This window comes from Vibrio sp. CB1-5 (assembly GCF_059412285.1).
The window spans coordinates 1-22,657 of sequence record NZ_JBJHPB010000003.1 but is presented as its reverse complement, the minus strand read 5'-3'; the positions used below and the strand labels follow the sequence as shown (position 1 = coordinate 22,657).

Genomic DNA, 22,657 nt, shown 5'->3' with positions numbered 1-22,657 from the left:
AGACCTAGCATCTTAAATAGGTGTTCCTTTTAGGAGGTCGATTCATCCCCACCATTTAGGTTCATCATCATAATGCCCATCATATGGAACAAATGTAGCAAAAGTGGCGATGATCGCTTAGTTTTTGACTGGTTGTTCATTCGTGAACCAGGGTGCGCTAGCTCTAACCTAACTGCCCCTTGTGCTTTTTTACTACGACCTGAGGGCTTCCTCTCCTTGTACGTTTTAATACCTTTGAGGGCATCGAGCCATTCCGGTTTTTTAATGCTGCTATCGAGGTACTGCGTTGCCGCGCGCCAGTGAGATTTAGGGATAAATAAGTGGGTGGTCTTTAGAAATTTTTTCAACTCAACTGGTGAGTTGAAATGGATACCTGAGCGAGAAACACTGGCGTGGTTGAGGGCGTACTTAATGGCATCGACGATAGCTACATGGTGATGCAGGTAGTGTTCTTTTAAATCTTTTATGTACTGATTCTGCGTTTTGATTTCAATGGAAGTTTTGAGTGCAGAGGGCAGAAGTTTCGTCGAACGGGCATTAGAAAAATGGCGGGAGTATTGCTGACCAGCCGACTCCGTGGAGAATGTTTTGATGTGTTTGGCATTGCTAATCCACTTGTCTAATGTTGTCTCGCTGATTCTTAGCCTCGTACAAATATCTTCACGGCTAAAGCCTTGTTGGTAACGCTCTAGAGCACTTTGGCAAACCGGAATGGAACTGAGTTCTTTATCCTCTTCAATATGGAGCGTGGGAACAATACCATTGTCTATGCTGGTTGATAGCTCTTGAATAGCGAGCGTTTTCATCAAGTAGGGCAGGACATATCGTTTGAGTCTTTTCTCAAGTGGGACCCTTTGAGGCAATAAGCCCACTTGGCTCATTGCGCCTTGAGGAAGTGAAAAGTCGATCTCTTTCAGTTTTTGAGCAACGATCCAATCAGAAAAATGGAAATAATGCTCAAATGTCATCCGTGGCGACTCATGACCCGCCATAGCGGCGATGGCATCGTAGCCGTTCATGGCTGATCGTCCAAACACAATGCCTTTGATTTTCTCGAGCTGGCTTCTATCGTATGGGGATAATTGTTGGGGTAGTGATCTTAAGTCATCGACTTCCAAGATAAGTTGCAGCCTGCTTAAGCAGCTGTGGCGAAGGTGGTGAAATACAAAATAGTTCAATTGGGAAAGGGACTTGAGCAGTTCCCCAACAAGCATAGACACTCGAAAGCTATTGACTGGAAGCTTTGCGTCGGCACCAAGCGAAAAGAAGGGGTGTTTTTGTCCAAGTTGTTGTTCCTGCTTGATATGGTAATAGTCGTTGATGATTTTGGTTTCGTGCTCAAGCAATATTGGGTAAAGCGGTACTTTCCGTAAACTCGCGGCGGTTTTGTTTTGACCAAGGTGATTATCTCGAACGGAGAGCCAGCCAATTCTGGAAGGTTCAATGTCTTTGATTCGTAACTTGACCAATTCATTGAGTCTTAGGCCACATCGATAGGAGAGGATACACATTGATTGAAGGCACAGTTTATCGGCTTCATTTAGCCCCTCAGTAGAAGAAATACCGTTAAGTAGACCTGTGAATAGTGCTTCATCGACAAATGCGGCGCGAGTATGGGCTTGCGTAGGGTCAGTGTGTAAATAGTCACTCGAAATAGGCGTAAGCACATTAGCTTCCACAGCAAAAGCGTGTAAGTCTTTGAGTCGGCCTGCAAAGTACTTCTTTGACTTGTCTGTCGTGTGGCTGTCGATGGTTTGCTTGTAGATTTGTTCTAATTCTTCACTGTTGAGTGAATTCAATTGATATCTTTCGCTGAGGTACAGCCATTTGCGTGTTAGGCTCGAATGGTACGCTTTTAAGGTGCCGACACTGCAAGAGTCTAGCTTATGGCGATACCACTGGATGAGTAAGCGTTGGTTTATTGCTTCTTCACTCGATATTTCCGCTATTAACGTTTCCAGGCTTTGCTTGAGTGTTGCTTTGCTCACTGGTTTGAGGGTTCCTTTGGGGCGCAAACAAGCTTTTAGTTTGTCAAAGAGTTCAAGGTGTTGTGATATTGGTTTCGCATTCTTTGCGCTTAACTCAGAATCTGAGGAAGCCGAAGCGGAGGTAACGTCGATATCCGTTAATGGATAGACCATTGGGTGAATCAAGCGAGCAAGATTGCTCGGCGGAAGACCGTAAGACTTTGTTTTGCTCACTTGGTATTCAATGAGCGCCTGGCTGATGGCTAAATCAGATTGGTTTTCTGCCACGTAGACCGAGGATTTGCAAAGTTGACTGAAAGTCAGGTCGCATTGATTTCTTGTCAATATGGTGCCCAACTCGCCTCTATCTCTAGGCGCCTGCCAATTATGGCGCTGCCACCGTTTCCATAAACGCAGTAAGCCAAGTGTAATAGGGTGAAGGTAGCAATGAAATTGGGTGACTTTCTTTCTCGCGACATCAACATTGGTGTTAAACCGTTCAGAGTCTATGGTTACGCTAATAAAAGGCGACTGATTCCAATGATGCACTGTGACGTTTGAGCTAGCAATTAATCGTTGGAAGGCGTCTACAACATCAGGATTCGCTTGGCCGCTATGATAGATGAGCGAAAGGATGAGATTCCGAAAAGCTTGTTCTTTGGATTGAGCGGGGGACTTCAGTAGCTCACCGAAGTACCAATGTTGATAGAATTCATAGCCTTTCCAAGCATTCTGCATCCAATCGAGCGTGCGCAGTGGTTTAGGTGACTTTTTGGTGACAATGTAACTTGGAGGGCTGACCTTCCAGTTATAGAGTTTTTGATAACTGAGGACGTTTTTTACACCGATGTTAAAGGCACGTCGGTAATCGCCAATTCGCCCAAATATGTGGGTGATGTCATCGATGAACTTCGCCCAGTCTTTATAAAAACGTTCTGGCTTCGGCACTATGGCTGGGTTCGGGAAATATTTCTCAAATACTTGCTGTGCTTTTTGATTGACTCGCTCTATCTGGTTCAGTCGATTTTTACGGCGAGCTTCGACACCAATCTCAGTCATAGGTGGCCTCCACGCCAATATCTAACAGGTGTTCGTTAAGGATGTTTGAGATCGTCACCATATGTTGGCGGGTGAGAGTGCTAAACTCGTGAAAACTGCGTTTAGATTGATTCATGTGTCCCATCCAGGCGTTAATGACTGAGGTGTCAACGCCCTTTGCCGTTAATAGTGACCGAGCGTGATGTCTTGCCCAGTTAGCTTGGAGAGGGAAGACTGAGTCAATGAAAAATGTGTAGTTTGATGGTGTACAAGGCTCATACTGACTTTCTCTTAAGTAGAAAAAGAGATGAGTCTCCCCTGTGAGTAAACGTTGATACTCGAGTGATAGCTCTGGTTGAGTGTTGGCGAGCTGTAATACTCGTCGCTTGCAATAGCTCAAATAGTTGTCGAGGATTTTAATCGTGATGTCTGGAAGCTTGATGACGCGGCTATTATCACCAATACCGGACTCTTTGTCAGAAATCCAATAGTCGCCTGTTTGCAGTGATAAGTGCGTGATTTTTCCAAACCAACCGGTGACGGGACGATAGCCAGATGCTATCGCAAGAATAAGCTGAGTGTAAATCGTGATGTCGTTATGGAAGCATTCATCCTTTGGCTGCTTTGAGTTCAGCTTTGACTGAAGGTGGGCAAACAATGAAGACAAAACGTCCGTTTCAATATACAAGGGTGAACCAAGTGATAAAGGACTGGGAATTTCATCGAACAGAGTGAACGCGGAGGGAGCTAGGGTTAAGTGTGATAGGAAGTCCAAGTAACGGTTGTATGTTTGAAGTAGGTATCCATGAGAAAGCTGGAGGTAAAACACAGCAGGTGTGGTGTTAATTATCTCACATGTCAGCAAAGCAATAATGGTCGAGTCAACATTTTCATGCGACAGCTTCTGTTTAAGATAAGATGTTACTTTTCTCAGTGTTAGATGTGTATCATGCCGTTTGTTAATGTAACTGAGCAATCCTTTCAGTTCCGCTTCTTCCACATCTCTGAAAGAAAGGCTGCTCAACCCATGACAGACAATCAGCGGTAAAGGCAACCAAAACTCTTCCGTGGTTTTTGTCAGAAGAGGCAGGAGCTCAGTACGCTGTTTTTGAGAAGGCAGCCTGTGCTTTCGGCAAAAGCCTACGAGCTTTCGGCGCGAGGAGCGTTTACTTTTCAGCTTTTTTGCTTGGGTGTAGGTACTGCCGCTAAATAGCATAACAAGCAGTAACTTGGCTGCCATCAAAGTGTTTGAATTGGTGCTGATTTGTTCCATGCAATAGCGAACCAAGGCACCTATTTCATAAATAGTCGCACTGTCTATATCGCAAGCAAGACTCATGTCTCTCTTTTCAATACGAGCTTGAATGGCGCGAGCATGCAATGCCCCAGCTGCATAGCTCGGCTGAGTGTGGGTATAGCTGCTGACTATACTTGTCGTTCGACTGCTCTCACCGTGGTGGTCTTCTTTTTGCCAGCTATGACTCGTTGATTTGGGGCCTTCGTTGAACTGTGTTAGCTCAAATAACCCTTCTTCACCATCGTCATCGAGTGTTTTGAGTTCACCTTGCTCAAGGCGACCACTTTTTTTGAATTCACTACTAGTAACATTACGAGTGTAGCCGTCCGAGTAGTTTAAAGTGGACTCGTAGGGTCGGCGATAGTGATTAAGTTTGTCGACCACTTGATTCGGGGGACGATTATCATTCTCGTCATCAACAAGAGTTTGAAACGCTTTTACAAGCTGGTGAAAATTGAGCTGTTCAATGTCTGGTAAGTAAGCGGCCATTGTTTCTCGTTTACCATTGGCAAATAACCTCACGTCATTACAGATGTCTTTGATTTTGGATTGATGCGTACCGATAAATGAAAGGCGCGCCACGGATAAAAAAGTCAGCGCTTTATATTGGTCGAACTTGTTGCGGTCATAGGAAGTAAGCAAAAGATTGGATGACAAGAAAGCAGGTAGATAATGGACACCGAGGTTCTTATTATTCGAAATTGAGATGACTATGTCGTGCAAATTTGCCGAAGCTGGCGGGCGTTGTACTCTTTGGGCTTCTGAAACAAGAAAGGGGATTTCAGAAAACTCGTCTCGGTATTCTTCTCTGATGACGGCACATAGCCGAATGACTTCAGTTGCGATAAGGGCATTGTGACTCTCGTCGAATGGGAAGAGCTGCTTTAGAAAACGCTCGATATTCTTGTGTTTAAACCGCTCTTTTACACCTTCAAACATCTCGTTTTTTCTCCCGTAACAGCTGCTCAAAAATGGAAGGTTCTTCATCGGGGGGAGTTTGTAGGGTTTGCGCTTTTGCGTTTTGCTGAGCGAGAGAACTTCTCGAAGAGTGTGTCATGACGGAGAGCTGTTTTTGGCTCAATTTATTCTTATCAAAAAGAGATTTAATGATTGTGTTTGGCGCCTGTTGATTAAGTGCTCGACGAAAGTCTTCTGCTGATTTGTTGTCGATTGAGGAAAGCATGGTGCGTAACACGGCCAACCAAGCTCTTTTCTCGACTTCAACATCACTCATCTCATCGTGAATAAGTACTTCGCAGTCGACGAGCTTCAGTGTTGTTAATGAAAAACTGAACGATTCAAATCCGGAGATAATGGCGATTTTGTTGTTTGATATGCGTACGGCCTGAAGCGTGAGACCGACATTAATCTCATCTAAAGACGACGGCTGCATAACCGCTTTATCCACCCAAAACTGCCGAGTATGAAAGAACGAAAAGGCGGGTAGGGCAGCACTATGAATCGAAAATTCTAATCGATTTTTTGAACGATTTGATAAAATATGAGACATTTCAAACGCTCGTTTAAGTCACAAAATGTACAATAAGTGTACATTGTTTGCGACTCAAAGTTAAAAAAATCGATCAAAAATGGTGAAAAATGAGATCGAGATTTGGTAGGGTATGCAACGGTAACTATCTGAAATAGCTTTTGATTTTAATTATTCGACAGTAAAAAATTGAGTGGGTATAATGCTTCCAAGCTGATGATGCGGGTTCGATTCCCGCTGCACGCTCCAATCTTTGCTTCCTAAGCATACTGCTAAAATAACCCTTAATTTCAAGTGTTTAATCGTTCTATAAATCAAGCGATCAAAGCCCCAACTCCACAAGTTTGAACCGTTCTATCTGCGGTTGAGACCATTTTGAAACCAAATCTAGACCATGATACTTTTGTAGTAAAAATGGTGTTAATTGATTTTAAATGGTCAAGTTGTCAGCTCACTATTAACAATACTTATCCGAACCTACGCTTCTTTAAAGAACTAGTGGGTCATCCACAATGCTTAAGCTTCCGGCTTTTTTACTCGAAAGGTGTCGTCACATTTGCTTGAAAATAAAAATATGAAACGCTTGTTAATTGGCCTTTTAGGTTTGGCGCAACTATTACTGTGCTCTTTACCCGCTAAGGCGGAGGTAGAGCCATATCCGTATCACCTGGCTCGCATTACATTAACTGAGAAATTGGTTATCGAACAAGATAGAGAAGTGGTTAGTCTCGCTGTTGATGGCTCAGAAATGCATCACTTTCTTCAACAGCAAATTGAACAGCAAGGTATCTTCTTTTTGTCGGTTGAACTTCCATGGACATTGGTACCTGAACGTGTGTTAGTGACTGACTATCAACACGTTTCTGAAGATGGTGAAAACTACTATGTCCCGATGGAAAGTGCAGAGTATTTCCTTCCAGACTTGGCTGGCTTTGAAAAAGGCTTTAACCGAAAGCGAATGTTTAGGTTTAGCGAAAGCACACAATACCAAGGTTATTATCAAGCCTTTAAGATGCATTGCTTCAGCGCTATTTGCAGCTATCAGTTGAGGTTAGTACCACCAGATCCTGAGCGCGCTGCGGTAACCTATAAGGCCGTTTATCCCCTCCTTGAAGGTAATTATGTAACCGACCCTGATTTTCGACTTTTGGATGTCACTTATGAAGATTGAACAGTCCGCATTAATCGCCTTTCAACTCGGAAAAGGTACCGATCACCAAGGGCGATTCATTAACGAGATATGGGACTATACTAGTTTTTGGCTTGAGCATGATCACAAGTATATCCAATGGCTATTTCCTATCGATACCCAAACCAAGTTCAACCGACATGCGCCTGTTTTAACCACTGATGACAGAGCTGCATTTTTTGAGTCGGAAGCACTTCAGCAAGCGCAGCAAAAATCTTTAGATTTGTTGCTCCGCTTTTTTGGTTTGCAATGGCAAGAGGGTGAAATCGTTCCTACCGCTCAGTTAAATATCCGCGATCATATCTGGTTGAAACGGGGTGGACATAACCACCTTCGTATTTCACGAATCATCAGAAGCCTTGCGCTTTGCGGACAACACGAGCTTAGCTACCAATTTCAACAGGCTGTGATTAAGGTCGCGAAAGAGTATGGAGAGGTTAGTGATGAGTCAATAGATTATTGGTTGAAGGCTGGGGATGACCTTAATTCGGATTCATGAAGAGAGTTAAAGAAGTTGTGAAGCAGCGGCCAATTTGACTTGGTCACCGCAGTCTATATATGCCAAGAATGTGTTTTTAATGACTTATTTATCAGTATCTTATTTCCTTGCTTGAACTTGGTATTGAAGCTTGCTCGTGTGCAATTAGTTTTTTTATTGCCTGATTGATAACAATGATGTCGTCTAGAACTGTCACATTGTCGACGGCATCGAGCAACGACTCTTTACTGCAAGGTGGGATCCTTTCGATATTTTTTATTTTTCCGCGAGTGGTATTTTTAAGAAGATCGAATGCTGAATGATTCATGTAATAAGCCTGAAAGACATTGTAGTATTAGGAGAACGTTTGCGCGAAATATATATGTTTTCCAGGTACTTCAAATACTGCTTGGGAATGTATTTGAGTCTCTCATTTTTTGCTGTGAATGTTTCCTGCTCGTGTTTTCGAGTGTGAATGTTAACCCTATGAAGTACAAGAACTAATCAGCTCTCTGTTTCGATATTTATTAACAGGCTGGCTAAGTAATGAGTCTATTATTGTGAACTCGCGCTAGTTTTATTGGGATTGATGAGCGGTAGACGTGGGCGGTACACAATGTCCGCTGGGACAAGAAATTGTCAATATTTTCGCTATAGAGTAAAATTTATTAAATGAATCTGTTCATAGCTAAATGGAGGCAAGTGACAGAAATTAGCAGTTGGTGTATGAAAAATGCGCACGCGCATTATGCAGTCTGTGCATTAATTCGCAGGTTTAGACTTTATCCTATTGAATTTAAAGAGTTATTTTGTCAGTATCTCGATTGAACGATGTTGCTGGCTTTGGTTGAATTTGCTACACATTTTTAGTGGATAACTTGTAATAAAACGTTTGCTTCATAGAGTTGACAGAATGCAAGCAAAACAGGAAAGAGGAGTGAATACATCAAGGGGAACAAGTATTCACTGAGGCGAGTTCCCATCGCTAAGCCTTACTCATTAATGGCGAGCTACCTTTACCTCATACAATCGTAGAACTCGGAACTGCACTGTTCAATGTTTTTCCTGTCGTACGTTAGAGCATTTCTGATGTCACCAGCACAATACCAGTTTCAGATACGGTGTAGTGCTTTTGATCTTCTTCTCTGTCGTAACCAATAACACTCCCGTCAGGGATAACACAGCCTTCACCAACAATGACTTTGTTTAATTTACAATTCTTTCCGATATGGGATGCAGGTAAGAGAATAGAGTCTTCCACTATTGTTTTTTCATCAATGTAGACGTCAGAAGAGACTAATGACCGAACGATAGATGCGCCTGAAATTATGGCACCAGCACATGCCACAGAGTCGACGGCACTACCTTGACGTTCTGCGTCATTAAATAGAAATTTAACACCTGGACGTTGGACTTGGTTGGTCATGATTGGCCACTGTTGATCATAAAGATTCAACTCTGGTGTTGGTGAAAGTAGGTCCATGGTAGCGGCATAGTATTCTTCAAGGTTACCTACGTCTCTCCAATAACCGTTACCACCAGGATGTCCCTTATCGGCGAAAACATAGCCCTTAATTTTTGCCCTGCCAATTAAGCTAGGGATGATATTGTGGCCAAAATCATGTTTGTATTCTGGGCTTTCAAGCGCTTGTTTTAGCTCGCAATCTAGTACATCAATATTGAAAATGTAGATCCCCATTGAGATAAGAGCTTTAGAGGGGTCATTAGGCGTGGGCGTAGGGTTAGTCGGCTTTTCGACAAAATTAATGATGTCAGCCTCAGAGTTGAGTCCCATCACCCCAAATTCGGATGCTTGCTCTATTGGCTTCTCAATACAGGCTACGGTGACATCTGCACCACTTTCGACATGAAAGTTAACCATTCGAGAGTAATCCATTTTATAGATGTGATCGCCACCTAAGATAAGCACGCGCTCTGTTGATTCTTGGCGCTTCAATAAATCTAAGTTCTGATAGATGGCATCTGCCGTTCCTCTATACCAACTTTCTCCAACTCGCTGTTGTGCAGGGATAATGTGTACACCTTCTCCTAAAGCGGAGTAGCTTGACTGCCACCCAAATTGGATGTGGCTAATGAGATCGTGTGCCATATATTGAGTTAGAACACCAACTCGACGAATACCAGAATTAATACAGTTCGATAGGGCAAAATCAACAATTTTAAATTTGCCACCAAATGATACTGCCGGTTTAGCGACACTTGACGTTAATCCTTTAAGTCTTGTCCCTTTACCTCCGGCCAGTATCATGGCCGTCGTATTTCTCAATCGTGCGTTACTCGAAATGTGAGAGTAGTTATTTCCTTTATTCATTTTCAATCCATTAAATTAGTGAGGGAGAGTCGGAGCAGTGTATCAATAACAATATGGGGGGGAGACCCCAGGGCAATACGTTATCTAGCAATGTGGCCTTCATTGATAACAAGCTCGTAATCATTACAGACCTGTATCAGTATTTGTCTTGCCCTTGGGTTTAACATTTTAACTCGACGGCTGGTCCAGTTTTCTGCAATGTATTTTCCTACTTCAACACCCGCCGCAGGGAAGTCACTGAAAAATTCCATTAAGTAGGCCTCTGCTTCTTTTAAAGACAGTCCATTCTTATCCCAGTCCACCATTCTTTGCCCGGTGAGGCTATACCAATCGTTAAATGAATGAGAAGTGGCGTTCATCATATTTTCCTAATATTCAAAGCACTAAAAAGGCAGAGTCCTACTGCCAATATATCAATCTTATTGAGCATAAAGGTGTTGGTTCATTTCTTTTTTTGATTGACAACTAATGCAGTGTGTACACGTGACATCAAAGGCTAAGCGAGCCGGTTCGATGTCGTCACCACATGCCTGACAATACCCGTAATCATTCAAAGATACTTTTGCTTTAGCGAGAGTTAATGCATTTGCGCGTGCATTCAAACGGCCCATAATCGTGTTGAGTTGGTAGTGGTGTTGCAATTGGTCAGCCGTATCGCAGCAATCGCTTGATTGAACGGCGGATTGGCTTAATTGTGTTCGGGTATCGTCGATACTCGCTAGAGTAAGACTAAGCTGTTCTTGAATACGAGCTTGAATGTGATTCAAATCCATGTGTTGTTTTCCTTTTATGCGCAAAAAGCTATTTGTCAAAATAAAGTAGCCCGAGAAGTAAAACCATCATCGGATCTAAATTGACGCAGTAGCCCCCATGCTACTTATGTTGCTCAATGCAAATCATCCTTAATGAGCGGGCTGTTATCGTCCAGCTCCTGGCTCCATTCGCTGTCCTAGCGTTGTCTTATGATTCCGTTCTGGTTTTTCTGTCCTCAAAAACCATATCCGTCCCTAAAGGCATTCCTTTTAACTCGACGCCCCGTCGATGAGAGATATTTTACGTGCTCAGGAATTGAAATGGGTGTTAACGCTAGGTAAAGAATGATTTAACAGAGCAATGTACGGGTTGGTGGAACAATAAAACAAAGGGTTATGTGTATGGGCAAGTAGGTTTGGCGATGAATCCAGATGCATTATGTCCATCGCTATGGACGATCTCTTACAAGTTTTGCTGACACTATGCTGACATTGAGACTATAAGCAACTTATTTATGTTAGCCATAATTCACACACCCAATGATTTGAATTCAATGTATAGGAACAAGGCTTAACACCGAGTTGAGTTAATGATATTACCCTACTGATTAACGGTTCGGTAATAATACTTCCGCTGACCTTTGACATTAATGTAAGTCTCATTGATCAGCCACGAAGCAGCCACAGGCTTCTTTTTTCTGGGGGGGGGGAATGAATGATTTCGCAGACCACTAGTTGGCGTGATTGCTATTTGTTTTTTGTATGATGCGATACAGTACTGTAACTGCAAAGTGAGATATTTACCCTAAGGCTTGTGAGATAAAGCTTACATTTGGAGTGGTTTTTCAGCGGTTGAGTATTGTTTTTTGTAAGCTAAAAATTACTAACTTACTAATAGTTATAGGTATGTTCATTGTTGGCGGTATTTTGTTCCGTTTTTTACATTTTTATGTCATTTATTCTAACTCTTCTCCTTTTATTATGTTGCGGTATCAAAGGACAAGCATTTTTTCGTTCTATTACTTGTACACCAATGGGCAAGATGCCCGAGCAAGATACTTCTTTTACCAATTTATTATATGGAAATGATGAATGGACTTCACTACAGCCAAAAATATTACTTGCTCTGAGTTAGCGCAAGTTACGCAAGACCTCTCAACATCCAAAGCACTATTAAGTGCCGTAACGGAACGAGTCACTGATTCATGCGATGTTGCGGGCATAGCACAACAGCAAGCCGGTATTGAACAAAGGATGAGACGTTTAGTCACTCGTCTATCTGCGCTTGAGCAAACACTTATTAGTATCGACAACTATGATTTTGGGCTTTGTCAAAATTGTGGAGAAGCCGTTGAGTTAGCTCGGTTGCAATTTGACGTTACTTGCCGTTGTTGTGTGACTTGTCAGGGCATTATCGAGAAAAAAAGTCATCTATACGTAGACTAGCATTAGTCCGTTAATATTAGGCGAGATGTCAGGTGACAACAAAGACATTCAGCCCATTATATAATTATTATAATCTAATAAATACGATCTGATATTATCTTTCATACTTTAAAAGGAATATAAAAATGAGCGCCATAATTTTACCATCTACTAATTTAATTGGTAGGGATTGCCTAGTTCAAGCGATGGATATCATTAAGAACCAGGAGTTTAAAAAAGTGCTAATAGTCACTGACTCAGTATTAAGTGAAGTTGGTCTGGTCAAGAAAGTAACGTGTGAACTTGAGAAAAGGGATATTGAGTTTCATGTCTTTGATGGAACTCAGCCGGATCCAACGATTAATAACGTAGAACAAGGGTTGGATGAGTTATCTAAACATCGCAGTGATTTAATTGTGTCAATTGGTGGTGGTTCGCCACATGATTGCGCAAAGGGCATTGCCTTGGTGGCGACAAACGGTGGAAGCATCCGTGATTATGAAGGATTGAATATTGCTTCAAAACCAGCAATGCCTTTAATTTCGATTAATACGACCGCAGGAACGGCGTCTGAGATGACAATGTTCTGTGTCATTACTGATCCTGTAAGGGGAAAGAAAATGGCGATTATAGATCAGAAAGTAACGCCATTAATTTCAGTTAATGACCCTCAATTGATGCTAGCGATGCCTGCTTCGTTGACAGCAGCAACAGGGATGGACGCATTAACTCATGCTGTCGAAGCTTATGTATCAGTGGCGGCGAACCCAATAACGGACACTGTTGCGTTAAAAGCGATTGAAATGATTGCAACGTATTTACCTAAATGTGTTGATAATGGGAATGACATTGAAGCAAGAGAGCAAATGGCTTATGCCCAATTTATGGCAGGGGTAGCTTTCAATAATGCTCTTTTAGGTTATGTTCATGCAATGGCTCACCAAGTCGGCGCTACCTACCACCTGCCACATGGCGTATGCAACGCTATACTTTTGCCGCACGTACAGCGCTTCAATGCTCCTGCAAATCCAACAAAGTTTGCAGAAATTGCTAAGGCTATGGGAAAAGATATCGATGGCGTTGATATTGAACAAGCCAGTTTGTTAGCAGCAGATGCGATGGCTGAGTTGGCGCAGCGTACAGGTATTCCAGCAAAGTTGAGTGACTTAGGCGTGGATGGGAATGACATAGAAATGTTGGCTTCAAAAACTCTGGAAGATGTTTGTTGCATGACTAATCCTAGGCAAGCCTCGAAGAAACAGATTAAAGAGATATTTGAAGCGGCGCTATAGCACCCCGAAAGCTCTAGGTAAGATCTCTTTCATGCTTGATGCAGCCAATACGCTACATCAAGTATGAAAGGTATAAAAATATCATTTACATTAAGACCTCAATTACATCTTTCCATATAAGGAAGTGTGGTGAGTATATGTATCGAAGTCAACGGCGCTTAGCTCTTAGTCCTATCCACCCATCAAACCTATGGGTACGACCAGAGTGTGGTTGTACTGGCCTGGGGCGTATCGATGACGTATTTGACTATTTTTATGAGTGGAAAGTAGCCTGTATTATTTTTAGTAGTGGTAAATATGAGTAAAACAAGAAAAATAGCAAGTATTGAGATGGCTAGGCTAATAGCGTTTTTAGCAGTAGTCTTGATTCACGGTCAATTTCTTATGAGTATTGAAGTTGGTACTGCCGGGGAGCCTTGGCTAGGTTACATCGGAAATCAACTCGCTCGTTTTGCTGTACCGCTCTTTTTCTTGATGTCTGGTTATCTTATACAGCCGAAACTGTATTCAAAGCCTTTTGAAACTGCATCTCAATATTCTATACCTTTGATACGCTTGTGGTTGATATGGTCGGTTATTTCACTGGTGATGCCTTTTAACTTGGGCACAGTGATGGAACAAGGCTATCTCACCGAGAGGCAGGGATATTGGGATTCATTAATGATTAACCCTCTGAATTCAATCCTAGAGGGAGGGCTGGTCCATTTATGGTTCTTGCCTGCTTTGGTGATGGCAGTTTATATCATTGCGTTTGCCGTTAGCTTCAAAAATGTTCAATGGATTTTGGTGTTTGCTTCTTTATTATACTTGTATGGTTTGTTGGGGGGGAGCTATCAAGTAATGAGTGGCCATGAAGCACCAGTGTTTACAAGAAATGGTCCATTTTTTAGTCTGCTGTTGGTCAGCCTTGGTTGTGAGATAAGACGTCTCAATATAAAGCTAAACTCGCGAGATGCGATCAAGGTAATGTTAGTTGGTTTAATGGTTCACTTTTTCGAGGCTAGCGTTTTACATCAGCTAGGCTATGAGTTTAGTTTGAACGATTATCTGGCCGGTACCGTACCGTGGGCGGTTGGCTGCTTTTTATGGTTGCTGGCTAATCCAAATTGGGGTAATTATCCTTTTGTATCTAAAATCTCAAATCGAATATTGTCACTCTATGTAGTGCATCTTCTTGTGATTATCGTCATGTTTAATGTATGTGGGATTTTAGGTCTGAATGGGTTGTCAAAGGACATTGTTGTATTGGTTGGGACATTAGCGTTGTCCTATAGCCTTGTCTGTTTACTCGAGCGAACGCCGTTATCGTTTATGGTAAAGCGTTAAACTCTATTATTGGAAAGAGTCATTATGACGCTATGATGTTTGTATGAACTATGTGGTTTGCAAAGATATCTACCTGCTGGTATACAAGTGATTGAGTTGGTTTTGCAATAAAAACGCCCTTTGCTGACAACAGCAAAGGGCGTTTTCGTTGGAGAATCAGTCTACTTTCGTTCTTATTCTCGCTGTTCTTCATCCAAGATATTTTCTGATAGGAATTGGTCTATATAAGTCACGAAAATGTTTTAATGACCGATTTGTCAGTATCTTACTTCCTTTCTTGAATTTGGTATTGAAGCTTGCTCGTGTGCAATTAGTTTTTTTATTGCCTGATTGATCACGATGATGTCGTCTAGATCTGTCACATTGTCGACGGCATCGAGTAACGACTCTTTACTGCAAGGTGGGATCCTTTCGATATTTTTTATTTTTCCGCGAGTGGTATTTTTAAGAAGAGCGAATGTTGAATGATTCATGTAATAAGCCTGAAAGACGTTGTTGTAGTATTAGGAGAACGTTTGCGCGAAATATATACATGTTTGTCAGAGACTTCAAATACCGTTTGGAAATGTTCTTAAGTCTAATATTTGCACAGTGAATGCTTTCTGGCTGTGTTTTCGAGTGTGTATGGTAAACCTATGAAGTACAAGAACTAATCAATGCTCTGTTTCGATATTTGTTTACAGGTTTACAAAGTCATGAACTTATTATTGTGAACTTGCCCTAATTTTATAGGGACTGATGAGCGGTAGACGTAGGGTGGATAACTTGTAATAAACCGTTTGCTTCACTGAGTTGATCGGTTGCAAGCAAAACAGCAAAAGAGCAGTGAATACATCAAGGGGAACACGTATTCACTGAGGCGAGTTCCCATCGCTAAGCCATACTCATTAACGGCGAGCTACCGACTACCTTTCTTAACTTTAGTTTATGTGCAGAGAACATCAAGGCATAAGTGGTCGTTTGCCATTTTCATGGTGACAGCGAGGCAATATGTTATCTAGTCATGTGTCCTTCAATGAGAACAAGCTCGTAGTCATTACAGACCTGTATCAGTATTTGTCTTGCTCTTGGGTTTAACATTTTAACTCGACGGCTGGTCCAGTTTTCTGCAATGTATTTTCCTACTTCAACACCCGCCGCAGGGAAGTCACTGAAATATTCCATTAAGTAGGCTTCTGCTTCTTTTAAAGACAGTCCATTCATATCCCAGTCGACCATTCGTTGTCCGGTGAGGCTATACCAATCGTTAAATGAATGAGAAGTGACGTTCATCATATTTTCCTTAATATTCAAAGCACTAAAAAGGCGAGTCCTACTGCTAATATATCAATCTTATTGAGCATAAAGGTGCTGGTTCATTTCTTTTTTGGATTGACAACTAATGCAGTGTGTACACGTGACATCAAAGGCTAAGCGAGCCGGTTCGATGTCGTCACCACATGCTTGACAATACCCATAATCATTCAAAGACACTTTTGCTTTAGCGAGGGTTAATGCATTTGCGCGTGTATTCAAACGACCCATAATCGTGTTGAGTTGGTAATGGTGTTGTAATTGGTCGGCCGTATCGCAGCAATCGCTTGATTGAACGGCGGATTGGCTTAATTGTGTGCGGGTATCGTCGATACTCGCTAGAGTATGAGTAAGCTCTTCTTGAATACGAGCTAGAATGTGATTCAAATCCATGTGTTGTTTTCCTTGGCCTGTTTGCTTTTTGTTCGTAAAAAGCTTTTTGTCAAAATAAAGTAGCCCCGAGAGGTAAAACCATCATCGGGGCCTAAATTGACGCAGTAGCCCCCATGCTACTTATGTTGCTCAATGCAAATCATCCTTAATGAGCGGGCTGTTATCGTCCAGCTTCTGGCTCCAATCGCTGTCCTAGCGGTGTCCATAATCATTCCTTGGTGTTGAAGTATCCTTATCAGGTCAAATCGCCATCCATACGCGGTGTCCTTATGATTCCGTCCTGGTTTTCCAATCCTCAAAACCATGCCTATCTCTATAGGCACTCCTTGTGACTCGACTAGCCCCGTCGATGAGGGATATTTTACGTGCTCAGGAAATGAAATGTGTGTTAACGGTAAGTAAAGATTGATTTAATTGAGCAATAGAAGGATTGATGGAACGATAAAACAGAGGGTTATCTGTATGGCCAAGTAGGTTTGGCCATGAATCCAGATGCATTATGTCCATTGTTATGGACGATCGCTTACAAGCTTTGCTGACAATATGTTGACATGTAGGCTATGGTCATCTTGTTTATGTTACCAGTAATTTGTCCGCCCAATATTTTGAATTTAATGCATTGGTGAGAGGTTTGAAACCAAGTTGTCAACATTTTCGCTATAGAGTGAAACTTACTAAATGGAACTGTTTGTCGTTAAATGGGTTCAAGTAAGAGAAATTAACAACTGGTGTATGAAAAATGTGCATTTTCATTATGCGGTCTTTTCATTTTTCTGTAAGTTTTGAATTTAGCTTATTGAATTTTAAGAGATATCCTAGAAGAAAATCATAATAGTCTAGGTTGTTGGTTTTGACCGAATTTTGTACACAAATTTAGTGGATAACTTTCAATTAAACGTTTGCTTCAACGAGTTGATAGATTGCAAGTAAAACCGGAAAGAGCAGTGAATACATCAAGGGGAACACGTATTCACTGAGGCGAGTTCCCATCGCTAAGCCATACTCATTAACGGCGAGCTACCGATTACCTTTCTTAACTTTAGTTTATGTGTAGGCAACTTCAAGGAGCACGGGATAGGGCTTTGTTGCCGAAATCTCGCTATAAAATTACCAACTGGTTCATCTACAGCGCATTTTCCAGAATATGACGCGACACATCGATGGTGATAGCTTGGTTTTCTCCAAGCTTAAGATAACCATTGTCTTCAAGCTTCTTAATCACAGCATCTACTGCTTCAGACTTGTCGCCCTGAACCTCAGATAGGCAGGTATCGACGTTCAACTTGATGTAGAAAGCTTCGATTGCGTCGACAGTGCGCTCGGCCAGATCATCACTAGAGGTTAAACCAAAGACATTTCGGCCCATCTGTTCGATTTTTTCTTTCTTGAACTCCATTTGGCTGCGCAGTAGTGAGGGCTGAACAATGGCAAGCGAGCGTGCATGATCCACATGCCAAAGCGCAGTGAGCTGGTGGCCAATCATATGTGTTGCCCAGTCTTGCGGCATGCCCGTTCCAATAAGACCGTTGAGTGCTTGGTTCGCTGTCCACATCAAATTGGCTCGCCAAGCGTCATCGCGTTGTTCAAACTTATCGCCAAGTTCGAGTAGGTTACGAAGCAGCACTTCGGCATAGCCTTCTTGAACCATGTGACGGGTAGGTGAAGTGATGTACTGTTCGCAGACATGCACCCAAGCGTCAACCAGACCGTTGATGAGCTGACGTTCTGGCAGGGTTTTCATTGCGTCTGGATCCAATACCGCGAACGTTGGTCTTACTGTTGGAGACAGGAACCCAAGTTTCTCTTGTGTCGATTTCTTGGTTACAACAGCGCCCATATTAGATTCAGAACCTGTCGCAGGCAGCGTGAGCACTACGCCAAGTGGAATCGCAGATTCTGGCTTGTACGCGCCGGTGATCAGGTCCCAACTGTCTCCATCGTGCAAAGAAGCAGCAGCAATGTACTTGGTGCCGTCAATGACACTGCCTCCGCCGACAGCGAGAAGGTAGGTAACGTTCTCTGTTTTGACTATCTCAATGGCCTTGTCGAGTGTTTCTTTCGTCGGGTTGGCTTCTACGCCCGAGAACTCAAGCCAATCATGGCTACTTAGTGCGGTTGTGACTTGATCATAGACGCCATTCTTTTTGATGGAGCCACCACCGAAGACGATGAGGACTTTTGAATCTTTTGGGATGCTGTTGGTGATTTGCTCAATCTGACCTTGGCCAAAATGAATGACAGTAGGGTTTACGTAGCTGAATTTCATGATTTTGCCTTTTACTTTGTGGTCAAGCTTAGTGAATTTACGCTCAGTTATTAGATTGCTGTTACTTATATTTAGGGTAAATAGATCAGGCTTCAAGGGGAAGCCTGATTGAGATAGGGCGATTGGAGCGGGGAATTGCGGTTAGACTAACCGCAATTTGGAGCGGAACCTGCGATTTGGCGCTCTTGTTGAAGCTCTTTGTGTAGGGCTTCTAATTGCGTTTTTGCTTGGTCTACATCACTCATGCTTGAGCTGAGTTTGACGTATTTGCTAACCGCTCTATCAACGCCTTCCGTGTTGCTACGGTCGTAGTCGATGAGTGCTTGCATAGCAACACCGGCTTCTTTGTAGGACTGTTGTGAAGCCTGCTCAGCTCTTAGAGCCGATCGATAAGCATCATCATGCTGACAAGCAATCAGTGCCGTTACTGAGCCTTCTACATCTGGCCCAAACTCAAGCGCCGGTTTCGCCGGAGCTGGTGGTGTAGTATTTTGTTTCGCTTGCGTTGCTTCCGCTTGTTGATCTTTTGCATAGCCATCCACAGCGCCCGCTGCACCACCAGCCAAAGCACCCGCAGTGACATTGCGGCTTAAGCGGTAAGTATTTACTTCACCATCGACAATGAGGTCTGTCAACGCCCCTAACATACCCGCTGATACGGCGCCTGCCGCGGCACCTTCTGCAGCACCTTGAGTCGTGTTAGCGCCACATCCTACGAGTAAGCTAGCAGCGATAGCCCCCGCCAAAATCGATTTTAACTTCATGGTTTCCATCCTATGTAACCGACTGTAATAAAAGCATTATAGGATGATTCTGTTAAAAAGAGATCGACAAAATCAGATTTGCTTAAATGCTCTCATGAAAACAGAATTTCTGACCAGAAAGAAACGCTACGAATACCCAACGTTCATGTCGGGCGCTGGGAATCCAGATGACAAAGCATTCGCCGAATCCAGACGACCCCACTTATGGAAGTCGTACGAAGTCCTAATGAAGGTGTTGCGTGAAAAGCTTGATGCTGCCAGTGCATAAGATGGTGTCCATTACATGTTGACTATCGCGGCGTCTTCATCAGGCTATCTTCTACGTGGTATGGAAACCATGTCCGTGAACCAGTAACTCGATTATGTGAACGTCATGACCTACGACTTGCACTGAGCGTGGAACGATCATGTAGGTCATAATGGTTTGTGGGGTAGAGCCCTCTTCCTAACCAATCATCAAAGATAAAGAAAGCCGCTCGGGGAAGCGGCTTTCGCTGTCTACTCTGTTCAATATCTCGGAGAAGCTATTCTACTAACTAGATACTTCGGTTTCATTGGTAAATTAAGCATATGAAAAAGAGCAGTCACTACTCAAAGATATATCCTTCGGGTATTACCACAATGCCTTTTTCAGAGATGTGAAAGCGTCTAGCATCTTCTGCAGGGTTTACACCTATCACAGTACCATCAGGGATATTAACGTGTTTATCCACGATACAGTTGACTAGCTGACAGCCTTCACCCACAGTGACATCGCCAAACAAAATACTGTCGGCAATCGTTGCGCCATCATTGATATGAACATTGGGTGACAAAATAGAATGGTGCACAGAGCCGCCAGAGTTCACTACGCCATTGGCGATAATTGAGTTGATGAAAATACCTTCATTGCCCGTTGCTGACGGAACGGTGCGTGCTGGCGGCAATTGTGGCTCATAGGTTCGAATCCCCCAATTTTCTTGGTACAGGTTCATAGGAGGTACTGGCTCGAGTAAGTCCATGTTTGCTTCATAAAAGGAATCGATAGTGCCTACATCACGCCAGTAGCAATCGCGAGCAACGCGACCTTTGTCGTCGCCAAAGTTGTAGGCATAGACGCCTTGTGAGTCGATAAGCTTAGGAATAATGTCTTTACCGAAATCGTGACTTGAACTGTCGAGCTCCGCATCGAGCTCGAGAGCTTGTTGCAGTGCTTCCATTTCAAACACGTAGATTCCCATCGAAACCAGAGAGCGATCAGGATCGCTCGGCATGGATGCAGGATCGCTAGGCTTCTCGTGAAAGTCCGTCACTTGCTTTAACTCGTTTGTCGCCATCACACCAAAGGCTGTTGCTTCTTCACGAGGGACGTCCATACATGCCACAGTAAGCTTTGCACCGCTTTCCTTGTGTTCTTGTACCATAGCTTCATAGTCCATTCGATAGATATGGTCCCCAGATAAAACCACTACATGCTTAGCTTCACTTCGTGAAAGCAACCACATATTGTGATAAATCGCGTCGGCAGTACCTTCGTACCAAGCACCACCTTTTCTCATCTGCGGGGGAACAACGGTAATGTATTCTCTCAGCTCAGGGTTGAAAATAGACCAGCCATCACGGATATGCTTGTGTAACGAGTGGGACTTATATTGAGTCAGCACCAATATTTGACGAAGGCCTGAGTGCAAGCAATTGGTTAGCGTGAAGTCTATGATTCGATATTTTCCGCCAAAAGGAACCGCTGGCTTGGCTCTGTCATCGGTTAGGGGGCTTAACCGAGAGCCCATGCCGCCCGCTAGGACGATAGTAAGAACGTCTTGCATCTTATTTCTCCCTGAAATTGTGCAATTAGAGTAGGTCTAGTCACATACCTTTCAAGAACCACGCCAGAGGCTAACATGTTGAATATCAATGAAGCGCATCGCTGTTAGCGGTGAGATTGCACCAAAATAGGGATGGAGTATGAGTGAGTGCACGTTTGTTGTGCTTAGAAATGCTTGATGTTTCAACTTGGTGCAAAACAGGATGTAAACCAAGGTTAGTGCATGATGAGCAGCGATTTGCAATTATGTAGAGTTAAAGCTGTATGGTAACTCTCTTGAGAGGTAATGGTATCGATGTTTTACATTGTAAATTGATAAGGTTGATCGACACTAAAGCGAGTGAGTGTCGATTGCCTAGACAGGATGTACGCTGTGATTAGCTGTTGAGGTGAGCGGTGATCTTAGTTAGCACAAGTTTGAACCAAGCGGTGTAGTTTTGTGGGTAGGCGATCATCGATTGTTCAATTGAATTGAGTGATTGCCATTCACACGCTTCTGCTTCTCGAGGATTCACTTCTAACGAGACATCGCTGCACTGCGCGATGACGATATGGTCCAACTCGTTCTCAGTAAGGCCATTATCGAATTTCGCAAGATAGCTAATAGTGCCAATATCGCTCAGAGATAGCGAGTCTCGGATGCCAAGCTCTTCTTCTAAGCGGCGCTTTGAGGCATGAATGATGTCCTCGTCGGGTCTAGGGTGAGAGCAGCAGGTGTTGCTCCAAAGTCCACCACTATGATACTTGTTGGCCGCACGTTTCTGCATTAGGAACTCAAGTTCACCATTGTGATAGCGATACAACATGACGGAAAAGGCTAGGTGACGGAAGCCCATTCTGTGCGCATCTAACTTGTCTTCGGTTCCGATTGGGTTTCCAAATTTATCGAGAACAACAACGAGATCTTCAACCATAGGTACACTCATAATGTGGCAACTGCGACATCCTTTGTTCGCTCTACCAGTTAAACAGCTCACTCAACTCCTGTTGTGAGCGCGAATCATACCATCAAAGATTTAAATATCACACAGATTGAAAGTGCCGCGAGAAAATCAGTAAGATCGCCTATATTCTCCGATACTTACGGTTCATTTTTTGAACGTCGAATACTTTTACCGTCATATCTTCTGACCAATATGTTGGGTGCCAGCCCGCTTTTTCGAGAGCCTTAGGCTCTGTAAGAACAGAATTCTCAAAGTTGATAATGGTAATTATACTTTAGTCTTAAAGGGTTGATAGTGATCGAAAGAGTGTCTAGTGTAGTAATTGCAGTGACCCACTAATTAGGAGAAAGACATGGATGTAGTCGTAATGCTGACCAATGGACGATTTGGTGTTCTCGAAGACTGTGACAAGCTTGAGATAGAAGGTCAGATGGTCGAATGTTGGGTTGAGGAAGAAGAGGGCTTTGAACTAGCCACCGGTGAAGTGGAACGTGTTCTATAGAGCTATTAATTGCCAAATAGATTAACAAAACCCCGCTACCTTGTAGCGGGGTCAGACTGCTGACAAAGGTCTAGCTTTCAAGCTAGACCTTTGATCTAATAGGAGT

18 protein-coding genes and 1 pseudogene are annotated in these 22,657 nt (G+C 43.0%); 7 read left to right on the top strand and 12 right to left on the bottom strand.

The genetic code is table 11. The features are described 5' to 3' along the window. Positions 1–29: 29 nt before the first annotated feature. The 3 genes from ACJB0T_RS02835 to ACJB0T_RS02825 are packed head-to-tail and all read right to left on the bottom strand — an operon-like array spanning position 30 to position 5,812. The gene (locus ACJB0T_RS02835) at positions 30–3,026 is read right to left on the bottom strand and encodes a tyrosine-type recombinase/integrase (protein WP_479293052.1); all 2,997 of its coding nucleotides are present in this window, start codon (positions 3,024–3,026) and stop codon (positions 30–32) included. After that, a complete protein-coding gene (locus ACJB0T_RS02830) occupies positions 3,019–5,241 on the bottom strand; it encodes an integrase (protein ID WP_479293053.1) in 2,223 nt (740 codons plus the stop codon). Before ACJB0T_RS02830 ends, ACJB0T_RS02835 begins: the two co-directional genes overlap by 8 nt. Then, the gene (locus ACJB0T_RS02825; RefSeq protein ID WP_479293055.1) at positions 5,234–5,812 is read right to left on the bottom strand and encodes a hypothetical protein; all 579 of its coding nucleotides are present in this window, start codon (positions 5,810–5,812) and stop codon (positions 5,234–5,236) included. The genes ACJB0T_RS02830 and ACJB0T_RS02825 overlap by 8 nt, the downstream gene beginning before the upstream one ends. 553 nt (positions 5,813–6,365) lie before the next feature. On the opposite strand from ACJB0T_RS02825, the gene ACJB0T_RS02820 reads away from it, so the two are divergent. Beyond that, on the top strand, positions 6,366–6,962 hold the full coding sequence (locus ACJB0T_RS02820) for a hypothetical protein (protein ID WP_479293056.1): 597 nt from the start codon (positions 6,366–6,368) through the stop codon (positions 6,960–6,962). Further along, the gene (locus ACJB0T_RS02815) at positions 6,952–7,479 is read left to right on the top strand and encodes an opioid growth factor receptor-related protein (protein ID WP_479293058.1); all 528 of its coding nucleotides are present in this window, start codon (positions 6,952–6,954) and stop codon (positions 7,477–7,479) included. The genes ACJB0T_RS02820 and ACJB0T_RS02815 overlap by 11 nt, the downstream gene beginning before the upstream one ends. 1,054 nt (positions 7,480–8,533) lie before the next feature. On the opposite strand, the gene glgC (ACJB0T_RS02810) is transcribed toward ACJB0T_RS02815, so the two are convergent. From glgC (ACJB0T_RS02810) to ACJB0T_RS02800, 3 genes are all read right to left on the bottom strand, one after another. Continuing rightward, the gene (glgC, locus tag ACJB0T_RS02810; RefSeq protein ID WP_479293059.1) at positions 8,534–9,790 is read right to left on the bottom strand and encodes a glucose-1-phosphate adenylyltransferase; all 1,257 of its coding nucleotides are present in this window, start codon (positions 9,788–9,790) and stop codon (positions 8,534–8,536) included. Between the two features lie 80 nt (positions 9,791–9,870). Beyond that, positions 9,871–10,152 (bottom strand): hypothetical protein, encoded by a 282-nt coding sequence (locus ACJB0T_RS02805; protein WP_495292909.1) that lies wholly within the window; start codon positions 10,150–10,152, stop codon positions 9,871–9,873. Positions 10,153–10,209: 57 nt separating this feature from the next. Beyond that, entirely contained in the window at positions 10,210–10,563 is a 354-nt protein-coding gene (locus tag ACJB0T_RS02800) for a TraR/DksA family transcriptional regulator (RefSeq protein ID WP_479293063.1), read from the bottom strand. A gap of 1,071 nt (positions 10,564–11,634) precedes the next feature. Here ACJB0T_RS02800 and ACJB0T_RS02795 point away from each other — a divergent pair. The 3 genes from ACJB0T_RS02795 (at position 11,635) to ACJB0T_RS02785 (ending at position 14,585) form a co-directional block, all read left to right on the top strand. Continuing rightward, positions 11,635–11,988 (top strand): TraR/DksA family transcriptional regulator, encoded by a 354-nt coding sequence (locus ACJB0T_RS02795; protein ID WP_429759666.1) that lies wholly within the window; start codon positions 11,635–11,637, stop codon positions 11,986–11,988. A gap of 125 nt (positions 11,989–12,113) precedes the next feature. Next, positions 12,114–13,259: an iron-containing alcohol dehydrogenase gene (locus ACJB0T_RS02790; protein WP_479293065.1), complete on the top strand. Its 1,146-nt coding sequence runs from the start codon at positions 12,114–12,116 to the stop codon at positions 13,257–13,259. Positions 13,260–13,556: 297 nt separating this feature from the next. After that, complete coding sequence (locus ACJB0T_RS02785) at positions 13,557–14,585, top strand: acyltransferase (RefSeq protein ID WP_479293067.1); 1,029 nt, start codon at positions 13,557–13,559, stop codon at positions 14,583–14,585. A 993-nt stretch (positions 14,586–15,578) separates the two neighbouring features. Here ACJB0T_RS02785 and ACJB0T_RS02780 read toward each other — a convergent pair. From ACJB0T_RS02780 to ACJB0T_RS02765, 4 genes are all read right to left on the bottom strand, one after another. Next, positions 15,579–15,860: a hypothetical protein gene (locus tag ACJB0T_RS02780; RefSeq protein WP_479293068.1), complete on the bottom strand. Its 282-nt coding sequence runs from the start codon at positions 15,858–15,860 to the stop codon at positions 15,579–15,581. Between the two features lie 57 nt (positions 15,861–15,917). Next, entirely contained in the window at positions 15,918–16,271 is a 354-nt protein-coding gene (locus ACJB0T_RS02775; RefSeq protein WP_479293070.1) for a TraR/DksA family transcriptional regulator, read from the bottom strand. Between the two features lie 1,123 nt (positions 16,272–17,394). Beyond that, a complete protein-coding gene (locus ACJB0T_RS02770) occupies positions 17,395–18,537 on the bottom strand; it encodes an iron-containing alcohol dehydrogenase (protein ID WP_479293072.1) in 1,143 nt (380 codons plus the stop codon). Positions 18,538–18,683: 146 nt separating this feature from the next. Further along, entirely contained in the window at positions 18,684–19,301 is a 618-nt protein-coding gene (locus ACJB0T_RS02765) for a hypothetical protein (protein WP_479293074.1), read from the bottom strand. A 127-nt stretch (positions 19,302–19,428) separates the two neighbouring features. Here ACJB0T_RS02765 and ACJB0T_RS02760 point away from each other — a divergent pair. Then, positions 19,429–19,692, top strand: a pseudogene (locus tag ACJB0T_RS02760) (glycosyl hydrolase family 18 protein); the annotation flags it as partial. A 196-nt stretch (positions 19,693–19,888) separates the two neighbouring features. On the opposite strand, the gene glgC (ACJB0T_RS02755) reads toward ACJB0T_RS02760, so the two are convergent. Together glgC (ACJB0T_RS02755) and idi are read right to left on the bottom strand one after the other, a co-directional pair. Continuing rightward, entirely contained in the window at positions 19,889–21,106 is a 1,218-nt protein-coding gene (gene glgC / locus ACJB0T_RS02755) for a glucose-1-phosphate adenylyltransferase (RefSeq protein WP_479293076.1), read from the bottom strand. A gap of 376 nt (positions 21,107–21,482) precedes the next feature. Continuing rightward, a complete protein-coding gene (gene idi / locus ACJB0T_RS02750) occupies positions 21,483–22,019 on the bottom strand; it encodes an isopentenyl-diphosphate Delta-isomerase (RefSeq protein ID WP_479293078.1) in 537 nt (178 codons plus the stop codon). Between the two features lie 382 nt (positions 22,020–22,401). Here idi and ACJB0T_RS02745 point away from each other — a divergent pair, with 382 nt between their 5' ends. Further along, on the top strand, positions 22,402–22,551 hold the full coding sequence (locus ACJB0T_RS02745; RefSeq protein ID WP_479293080.1) for a hypothetical protein: 150 nt from the start codon (positions 22,402–22,404) through the stop codon (positions 22,549–22,551). Positions 22,552–22,657: the final 106 nt, after the last annotated feature.

Bases quoted from the DNA above. Each gene is read 5' to 3' on its own strand.
- ACJB0T_RS02835 (WP_479293052.1), bottom strand. From the start codon at position 3,026: ATGACTGAGATTGGTGTCGAAGCTCGCCGTAAAAATCGACTGAACCAG.
- ACJB0T_RS02790 (WP_479293065.1), top strand. From the start codon at position 12,114: ATGAGCGCCATAATTTTACCATCTACTAATTTAATTGGTAGGGATTGC.
- ACJB0T_RS02745 (WP_479293080.1), top strand. From the start codon at position 22,402: ATGGATGTAGTCGTAATGCTGACCAATGGACGATTTGGTGTTCTCGAA.
- ACJB0T_RS02785 (WP_479293067.1), top strand. From the start codon at position 13,557: ATGAGTAAAACAAGAAAAATAGCAAGTATTGAGATGGCTAGGCTAATA.
- glgC (WP_479293076.1), bottom strand. From the start codon at position 21,106: ATGCAAGACGTTCTTACTATCGTCCTAGCGGGCGGCATGGGCTCTCGG.
- ACJB0T_RS02820 (WP_479293056.1), top strand. From the start codon at position 6,366: ATGAAACGCTTGTTAATTGGCCTTTTAGGTTTGGCGCAACTATTACTG.
- ACJB0T_RS02775 (WP_479293070.1), bottom strand. From the start codon at position 16,271: ATGGATTTGAATCACATTCTAGCTCGTATTCAAGAAGAGCTTACTCAT.
- ACJB0T_RS02780 (WP_479293068.1), bottom strand. From the start codon at position 15,860: ATGATGAACGTCACTTCTCATTCATTTAACGATTGGTATAGCCTCACC.
- glgC (WP_479293059.1), bottom strand. From the start codon at position 9,790: ATGAATAAAGGAAATAACTACTCTCACATTTCGAGTAACGCACGATTG.
- ACJB0T_RS02800 (WP_479293063.1), bottom strand. From the start codon at position 10,563: ATGGATTTGAATCACATTCAAGCTCGTATTCAAGAACAGCTTAGTCTT.
- ACJB0T_RS02795 (WP_429759666.1), top strand. From the start codon at position 11,635: ATGGACTTCACTACAGCCAAAAATATTACTTGCTCTGAGTTAGCGCAA.
- ACJB0T_RS02825 (WP_479293055.1), bottom strand. From the start codon at position 5,812: ATGTCTCATATTTTATCAAATCGTTCAAAAAATCGATTAGAATTTTCG.
- ACJB0T_RS02765 (WP_479293074.1), bottom strand. From the start codon at position 19,301: ATGAAGTTAAAATCGATTTTGGCGGGGGCTATCGCTGCTAGCTTACTC.
- idi (WP_479293078.1), bottom strand. From the start codon at position 22,019: ATGGTTGAAGATCTCGTTGTTGTTCTCGATAAATTTGGAAACCCAATC.
- ACJB0T_RS02770 (WP_479293072.1), bottom strand. From the start codon at position 18,537: ATGAAATTCAGCTACGTAAACCCTACTGTCATTCATTTTGGCCAAGGT.
- ACJB0T_RS02830 (WP_479293053.1), bottom strand. From the start codon at position 5,241: ATGTTTGAAGGTGTAAAAGAGCGGTTTAAACACAAGAATATCGAGCGT.
- ACJB0T_RS02805 (WP_495292909.1), bottom strand. From the start codon at position 10,152: ATGATGAACGCCACTTCTCATTCATTTAACGATTGGTATAGCCTCACC.
- ACJB0T_RS02815 (WP_479293058.1), top strand. From the start codon at position 6,952: ATGAAGATTGAACAGTCCGCATTAATCGCCTTTCAACTCGGAAAAGGT.